Source organism: Alphaproteobacteria bacterium (genome assembly GCA_025800285.1).
Classification (GTDB): Bacteria; Pseudomonadota; Alphaproteobacteria; order JAOXRX01; family JAOXRX01; genus JAOXRX01.
In genome coordinates, this window is record JAOXRX010000117.1 from 1 (window position 1) to 621 (window position 621).

Consider the following 621-nt stretch of genomic DNA (forward strand, 5'->3'; position numbering starts at 1 on the left):
ATTTATTAATACAGAATGCCGAGAAATTAAGCAATAAGAAAAAGATAGATGTTATAGCGCAGAACTCTGAAAAGTTTATCAACATCGGATTTGATAGTTTAAGTGTAAAGGACAGCTTTAGTTTCATTACTGCTTCATTAGACAAGCTAGTATCCATGACAAAATATGATAATACAGATGAAAAAGAAAGAAGTAAATGGGTACTGCGTGATAACTGGCAAAGTAATTTTAGATATAGTAGTAAAAATGACAGCATTAAAACAGAAAAGTGTTTAGACTTATTAACTGAAAAAGGAGTATATCCATATGATTACATGAATGCTTTTGATAAATTTAATGATGAACAATTGCCATCTAAAAAACAGTTTTACAGTAGGTTGAGTGAAGAAGATATAACAGCGGATGACTACAAGAAAGAAAAACAAATATGGAAACACTTTAATATTAAGAACATGGGTGGATATCATGATTTCTTTTTAAAAACAGATGTTTTATTACTGACTGATGTTTTTGAGAAATTTAGGGATATGTGCATAAGCTATTACGGATTAGACCCTGCTTATTAGTATACCGTACCATATTTTGCTTTTGATGCCATGCTTAAGCTTACTGGTATTGAAC

At 30.3% G+C, this 621-nt stretch carries 1 protein-coding gene; it reads left to right on the forward strand.

Annotation, left to right across the window (positions count from 1 at the left end):
- Nucleotides 1-566, forward strand: a 566-nt coding sequence (locus OIF36_05710) for a hypothetical protein (protein ID MCV6599948.1), incomplete at its 5' end; no start/stop codon positions are given.
- Nucleotides 567-621 lie beyond the last annotated feature (55 nt).